We start from the raw sequence: 6,288 nt of genomic DNA on the forward strand, positions 1-6,288 counted from the left end.
ATATATTAAATTTTATCTAATATTTCTGCATAAAAATAGGTAATCTTCTATATTTTATTATATTGCGATGATGTGCAAATAAAAGCACATTTACATTAAATATAGTAAGATTAGAATATATGGAGATTATTGACAAAGCTTTAGAGTTCGAACAGCGCAGACATACGTTTAAAACAACGAGTGAGCGTATTGAATCGTCTAGAGAAGTGAAAAGTTTAATTTTAGGTTTGAACGACATCTATAAAAAAGAGAAAGATCCAGAGTTAATGGATTTGATGAAGCGTTTAACCGTTATCAAACAAAAAATAGAAAAACGGCTAAAGGGCAGGCCATAAAAACAAAATGCCCTGAAACCCATGAAAACGATAATAGTAGTTGGTGGAAGTAAGGGCATTGGAAAAGCTTTAATTGAAAAGCTATTACCCTATTGCAATGTTGTAAACATTAGCAGAAGTACTCCAGAAATATCGCATACCAATTTATCCCACTTTAATTGCGATGTTACACAAGAAGATTTACCGGACATCGAAACGGCAGACGGACTGGTTTACTGCCCTGGCAGTATCAATTTGAAACCCATCTCCCGCTTAAGTATTGATGACTTCAAAAATGATTTTGAAATCAATGTGCTAGGTGCAGTAAAGGTAATACAGAAGTATCTGCCCATATTAAAAAACGGAAGTAAACCATCTGTGGTTTTATTTAGTACAGTTGCTGCAAAACTAGGTATGCCCTATCATGCCAGTATTGCCGTAGCAAAATCTGGTGTGGAAGGATTAGTAAAATCTTTAGGGGCAGAATTAGCACCTACACTGCGTATCAACGCCATTGCACCTACCGTTACTGATACAGATTTGGCATCAAAGCTACTTCGCAATGATAAAATGATAGAAAATATTACGGAGCGGCATCCTTTAAAAAAGTTTCTATCCCCAGAGGAAGTGGCAGACATGGCAGAGTTTTTATTATCAGAAAATTCCTCTTCGATTTCCGGTCAGGTTTTTGAAATGGATTGCGGTATCGTAAGTTTTAAAATTTAAATTGATGAATTTATTAAAAACATTTGTAGCCACTTTAGGCACCTCTTCCGAAGAGAAAAAAATGGATGTTGCGCGCATTTATGATATTGATATAAATGCGCTTAACGGAAAACCAATAGATTTATCTCTCTTTAAAGGAAAGTACATGCTGTTTGTAAATGTTGCCTCAAAGTGCGGCTTTACACCACAATACAAAGCACTTCAAGAATTGTATGATACATACAAGGATAAAATTCAGGTAATTGGAGTTCCTTGCAATCAGTTTGGTGGACAAGAGCCAGGAAATGCTGATGCCATCAATCAATTTTGTGAGGTTAATTATGGCGTATCATTTTTAATGACCGAAAAGATAAAGGTTAAAGGAAAAGAACAGCACCCATTATACACCTGGCTTACTCAAAAAATAAATAATAGCGTTTCAAATTCATCAGTAAAATGGAATTTCCAGAAATATTTGGTAGATAAAGAAGGACGTTTAGTAGACTACTTCTTTTCATCTACAAGCCCCTTGAGTTCAAAAATTGTAAAACACTTAAAATAAATGCTATGTTAGGATTGTTTAAAAGAAAATCAAAAAGAGAAAAATTAGAAGATAAGTTTAAAAAATTAATGCAAGAATGGCACGAGCTATCTTCTATCAACAGAGCTGCTAGCGATAGAAAATACGCTGAAGCACAAGAAGTTGCAAAAGTACTGAATGATATGAAACATGAAGCTGCTTAAAAACATTGTTATTTTTTTGGTCATTAATTTTGGGGCCCTAGCCATTGGCAATTTGTTAATGGCTAATGGGCCTCAAACAGATTGGTACATGAATTTAAACAAAGCACCATGGACGCCCCCTGGATGGGTTTTTGGTGTGGCTTGGACAACCATTATGATCTGTTTTTCTATCTATATGGCCTTCCTCTATAAATTGAAACCTAGTGCCACAATAATAGTAATGTTTAGTGTTCAATTTATATTAAATGTTATTTGGAATTATATTTTTTTCAACCTTCATTTCATCGGATTAGGATTAACCATAATAATCTGCCTAACCTGTGTAGTAGGTTTATTTACATTTTTATATGCAAAATTAATGCGCATTAAAACCCTACTCATCCTCCCCTATTTTATTTGGCTTTGCATTGCCACATCACTTAATGGATATATTCTATTGAACAATTAAACCAAAGACTTTTCGCGCAAATCTTAAAATAAGCTCATGAAAATTTACAGATTACATAAAACTCAGAATTTACCCATTTCTGTAAATGAAGCTTGGGATTTTTTATCTGACCCTAAAAACTTAAAAACTATAACTCCAGACTACATGGGGTTTAATATTTTATCAGGGGCAGACAGAGAAATGTATGCGGGCCAAATTATTCAATATATTGTAACACCTGTTTTAGGCATAAAAACAAAATGGGTAACCGAGATAACACATTGCGTCGATAAGCACTATTTTGTGGACGAGCAGCGTTTTGGGCCTTATGCCCTTTGGCATCACAAGCACTTTATCAAGGAAATTGAAGGTGGTGTTGAAATGGAGGATATTATTGACTATAAAGTGCCTTTTGGTTTTATTGGTCGGTTAGTCCACCCTATCTTAGTGAAGCCCAAATTAGAAGAAATTTTTAGCTACAGAACGCAGAAATTAGAAGAGCTATTTGGGAAGTATTAATTTACTTATATTCGTTAGTTCCTAGCAGTTTTCAAGATATCCAAAACAAAATATAAGAGTGATTTAAAGCGCTTCTGCTTTATAATTGAAAGTTAGTATATATGAAACAACCCATATCCATATTTTGGTTTAGACGCGATTTACGATTAGATGATAACAAAGGTTTCTATGAAGCCTTAAGAGGGGAACATCCCGTTCTTCCCATATTTATTTTTGATTCGGAAATTTTAGATAAACTTCCTGAGGATGATGCACGTGTTAGCTTTATACACAACACACTTCAAGAGATGCGTAATACGCTGCAGGATGCATACGGTAGCAGTATCGCCATGTATCACGGGAAGCCACTTGACATTTATAAGAGTTTAATAGAAGATTTTGATATTGCTTGTGTATACACCAATCATGATTATGAACCCTATGCTAGAGATCGAGATGAGCGTGTTAAAACATTTTTAAGTTCAAAAAGTATTGAATTTAAAAGCTATAAAGACCAAGTTATTTTTGAAAAAGATGAAGTTGTCAAAGGGGATGGAAACCCGTACGTCGTTTACACGCCCTATATGAAAACTTGGAAAGCAAAATTTGAATCCTATGATTTAGAGATTTTTTACACCAACTCGTATTTAGACAATTTGGTAGAGCATAGTAGATTGCCAAACTTAAGTTTATCGGATATCGGTTTTAAACCATCAAATCAAAACATAGCACCTTATACGGTTACGCCCACTTTAATACAAGAATACGAAGACACACGTAATTTTCCTGCAAAAGATGCAACGTCACGTTTAGGCCCACATTTGCGTTTTGGTACTGTTAGTGTTCGTAAAATGATTAAGAAAGCCATTGCGGAGCAAAATGAGATATTCTGGCAGGAATTGATATGGCGCGAGTTTTTTATGCAGATTTTATGGCATTTTCCAGATACAGCTACGCAAAGCTTCAAATCTAAATACGATCGTATACAATGGCGCAACAACGAAGAGGATTTTAAAGCTTGGTGTGATGGCAAAACAGGATACCCTTTGGTTGACGCTGGAATGAGACAATTAAATGAAACTGGGTTTATGCACAACCGCGTGCGTATGCTGGTAGGTAGCTTTTTATGTAAACACTTGCTTATCGATTGGCGATGGGGAGAAGCTTATTTTGCTGAAAAATTGCATGATTACGAAATGGCAAGTAATATTGGCAACTGGCAATGGGTTGCAGGCTCTGGCGTAGATGCGGCACCATATTTTAGAATTTTTAACCCGACCACACAAATAAAGAAATTTGACAAAGATTTGGAATACATCAAAACTTGGGTACCAGATTTTCAAGAACTTACCTATCCACAGCCTATTGTGGAACACAAACTTGCACGAGAACGCTGCTTGGATACTTATAAGGCTGCTTTGAATTAAAAAACTTGTGCCATGTTTACTTTAAAAATAAATACAAAACAAGTAATAATGTATAACAGCAGATTTTTTAATGCTGTATTTCTTAACCAACAAAACTATTTTGTAGAGTATTATAACTTTTATTTGTAGTAAAATAAACCTATATTGGTTATATTTACACATAATGTTTTACAATGAAAAGAATAACACTCTCGCCTCTTAAATACAAAAACACCGTACAAATAGGCATTTCTTTTAACTATGATGATGAAATAAGATTACATCTTAAGGAACTACCTGAAATTAAATGGAGTAAAACACATAAAACATTCTACATTCCATTTACAACAAAAAACAAACAACTTGTATACAATCATCTAAGGTTAAAAAATTGGTTTGTAGATTACGATGCCCTAAAAACAATAAAACAAGCACCTGCAGAAACCTACCACATAAAACTACCTTCGCTCTCAGAATATCAAAAAAAAGATATTTTTAAATTTAAGAAATGGTTACAACAAAAAAGACTAAGTACAAATACTGTAAACAGCTATGTAGAGGTAGCATCATTTTTTATAAGATACACAATACTAAAAAAACACAACTGACTATTCATCTAGGTTAATAGAATCTTTTAATTATGATTTTATTGTAAAGACAAACAAATCCATATCCTATCAAAACCAATGCATTAGTGGTATAAAAAAATATTTAGACTACAAAAGTATAGTTATAGATCAACCAAACATAAAACGACCAAAAAAAGAAAAACGGCTACCAATAGTATTAAGTTTAGAAGAGGTTAAGCAACTTTTAGATGCCATTACAAATTTAAAACACAAAACACTTTTAAGTTTAATTTATTCTGCTGGTCTAAGAATAGGAGAAGCAACTAACATAAAAATTAAAGACATAGATAGTAAAAGAATGTTAATACATATAAAAAATGCTAAAGGAAAAAAAGATAGATACACCTTACTTTCCTCATCATTTTTAGAACTGTTAAGAGACTATTATAAAACCTACAAGCCAGAAAATTATTTATTTGAGGGACACAACAAACAACAATACAGTAGTTCTAGCGCACAAAAAATTTTGAAAAACGCTGCTAAAAAAATAGGTTTGAAAAAACGCATAACCCTACATACGCTAAGACATAGTTTTGCTACCCACCTTTTGGAGAACGGAACCGATATAAGATATATACAAGAATTATTAGGACATAACAGCCCTAAAACTACAATGATTTATACACACGTATCTGAAACCACCATTAGAAAAATTAAAAATCCGTTTGATAACATATAAAAAATAGCGACATTGCAATAATATAAGAATTTTCATCTTTTATTAGTAGGTCTTAAAAAAGATAAAACTGACAAAAAATTCCGCATATCCGAGCAAATTGGAGGTATAAAAAGAAGAAAGTTCCGCATATAAACAAGTTGTACTGCATATGACCAACTTTATAATTATAGGAATAATAATGTTCTCTTGGGTAGTTTTTGGAAACCTTGGAATTCATCTTTATTTCAAAAAGAAAAGAGAAAAAGTAATTGAGAATTTGAATGGAATAAATCACAAAATTGCAAACAATATTGTGACACATATTTCGGGGAAAAGTAGATTAAACATTTCCTATCAGCGAAAAAAATCAGATGTTGTATTCTATGAAAACAACATTTTGATTCTACCATATAATGCAACAAAACTATTTAAACAATACCAACCATCTTTACAATATTCCTTTTCCAAAACAGAGAATAAAATTGACGGAATAAGCACGCAGATTCGAATTGAAAATCTTATGCAAAAGGAAAATAAAATAAAACTTTTTCATAAAGGAATAGGCGGAATATTAAACGGTAAAATGGAAACGGAATTAGAGTTCCCACTGAACGAAACGGATTTGAAAGAATTAATTAGTAAAAATAAATACGCAGTACAACAATGGCTATAATTCATTGTGGTTTTGTGCCACACCAAAATAAAAGTATAAATCAAACGGGGGGATTTCGGCGGAATAATCCTGCGGATGATTCCACAACGAAATCATAGCCGAGACCGTTGCCCACAATTTTGCCCCGTCCTGAATAAAGGCTACATAATTTTAAACATTATGTATAAAAATGACAAAGTAATCAGACGGTATTCAGAACCTTTTAAACTGAAAATTTTAGACGAACTTACAACA

10 protein-coding genes are annotated in these 6,288 nt (G+C 33.1%); all 10 read left to right on the plus strand.

All coding sequences use genetic code 11. The features are described 5' to 3' along the window. The first annotated feature begins 119 nt into the window (after window positions 1–119). The 10 genes from EYD45_RS16355 to EYD45_RS16395 all read left to right on the plus strand — a co-directional run bounded on the left by EYD45_RS16355 (window position 120) and on the right by EYD45_RS16395 (window position 6,054). Window positions 120–335, plus strand: a complete 216-nt coding sequence (locus EYD45_RS16355; protein WP_130935604.1) for a hypothetical protein — start codon at window positions 120–122, stop codon at window positions 333–335. Between the two features lie 21 nt (window positions 336–356). Next, entirely contained in the window at window positions 357–1,040 is a 684-nt protein-coding gene (locus tag EYD45_RS16360) for an SDR family NAD(P)-dependent oxidoreductase (RefSeq protein ID WP_130965745.1), read from the plus strand. Between the two features lie 61 nt (window positions 1,041–1,101). After that, window positions 1,102–1,581: a glutathione peroxidase gene (locus tag EYD45_RS16365; RefSeq protein WP_233702683.1), complete on the plus strand. Its 480-nt coding sequence runs from the start codon at window positions 1,102–1,104 to the stop codon at window positions 1,579–1,581. Between the two features lie 5 nt (window positions 1,582–1,586). Next, window positions 1,587–1,763 (plus strand): Lacal_2735 family protein, encoded by a 177-nt coding sequence (locus EYD45_RS16370; RefSeq protein WP_130965747.1) that lies wholly within the window; start codon window positions 1,587–1,589, stop codon window positions 1,761–1,763. Beyond that, window positions 1,750–2,211, plus strand: coding sequence for a TspO/MBR family protein (locus EYD45_RS16375; protein ID WP_130965748.1), 462 nt, complete (start codon window positions 1,750–1,752; stop codon window positions 2,209–2,211). Before EYD45_RS16370 ends, EYD45_RS16375 begins: the two co-directional genes overlap by 14 nt. A gap of 36 nt (window positions 2,212–2,247) precedes the next feature. After that, window positions 2,248–2,709: an SRPBCC family protein gene (locus tag EYD45_RS16380; RefSeq protein WP_130965749.1), complete on the plus strand. Its 462-nt coding sequence runs from the start codon at window positions 2,248–2,250 to the stop codon at window positions 2,707–2,709. A 101-nt stretch (window positions 2,710–2,810) separates the two neighbouring features. Continuing rightward, a complete protein-coding gene (locus tag EYD45_RS16385) occupies window positions 2,811–4,115 on the plus strand; it encodes a cryptochrome/photolyase family protein (RefSeq protein WP_130965750.1) in 1,305 nt (434 codons plus the stop codon). A gap of 173 nt (window positions 4,116–4,288) precedes the next feature. Then, a complete protein-coding gene (locus tag EYD45_RS16975; RefSeq protein WP_233702682.1) occupies window positions 4,289–4,702 on the plus strand; it encodes a hypothetical protein in 414 nt (137 codons plus the stop codon). A gap of 214 nt (window positions 4,703–4,916) precedes the next feature. Further along, a complete protein-coding gene (locus tag EYD45_RS16980) occupies window positions 4,917–5,402 on the plus strand; it encodes a tyrosine-type recombinase/integrase (protein ID WP_233702685.1) in 486 nt (161 codons plus the stop codon). Between the two features lie 148 nt (window positions 5,403–5,550). Continuing rightward, a complete protein-coding gene (locus EYD45_RS16395; protein WP_130965751.1) occupies window positions 5,551–6,054 on the plus strand; it encodes a hypothetical protein in 504 nt (167 codons plus the stop codon). Window positions 6,055–6,288: the final 234 nt, after the last annotated feature.

The organism is Hyunsoonleella flava (assembly GCF_004310325.1).
GTDB classification, from domain to species: domain Bacteria; phylum Bacteroidota; class Bacteroidia; order Flavobacteriales; family Flavobacteriaceae; genus Jejuia; species Jejuia flava.

Bases quoted from the DNA above. Each gene is read 5' to 3' on its own strand.
- EYD45_RS16355 (WP_130935604.1), top strand. From the start codon at position 120: ATGGAGATTATTGACAAAGCTTTAGAGTTCGAACAGCGCAGACATACG.
- EYD45_RS16360 (WP_130965745.1), top strand. From the start codon at position 357: ATGAAAACGATAATAGTAGTTGGTGGAAGTAAGGGCATTGGAAAAGCT.
- EYD45_RS16365 (WP_233702683.1), top strand. From the start codon at position 1,102: ATGGATGTTGCGCGCATTTATGATATTGATATAAATGCGCTTAACGGA.
- EYD45_RS16370 (WP_130965747.1), top strand. From the start codon at position 1,587: ATGTTAGGATTGTTTAAAAGAAAATCAAAAAGAGAAAAATTAGAAGAT.
- EYD45_RS16375 (WP_130965748.1), top strand. From the start codon at position 1,750: ATGAAGCTGCTTAAAAACATTGTTATTTTTTTGGTCATTAATTTTGGG.
- EYD45_RS16380 (WP_130965749.1), top strand. From the start codon at position 2,248: ATGAAAATTTACAGATTACATAAAACTCAGAATTTACCCATTTCTGTA.
- EYD45_RS16385 (WP_130965750.1), top strand. From the start codon at position 2,811: ATGAAACAACCCATATCCATATTTTGGTTTAGACGCGATTTACGATTA.
- EYD45_RS16975 (WP_233702682.1), top strand. From the start codon at position 4,289: ATGAAAAGAATAACACTCTCGCCTCTTAAATACAAAAACACCGTACAA.
- EYD45_RS16395 (WP_130965751.1), top strand. From the start codon at position 5,551: ATGACCAACTTTATAATTATAGGAATAATAATGTTCTCTTGGGTAGTT.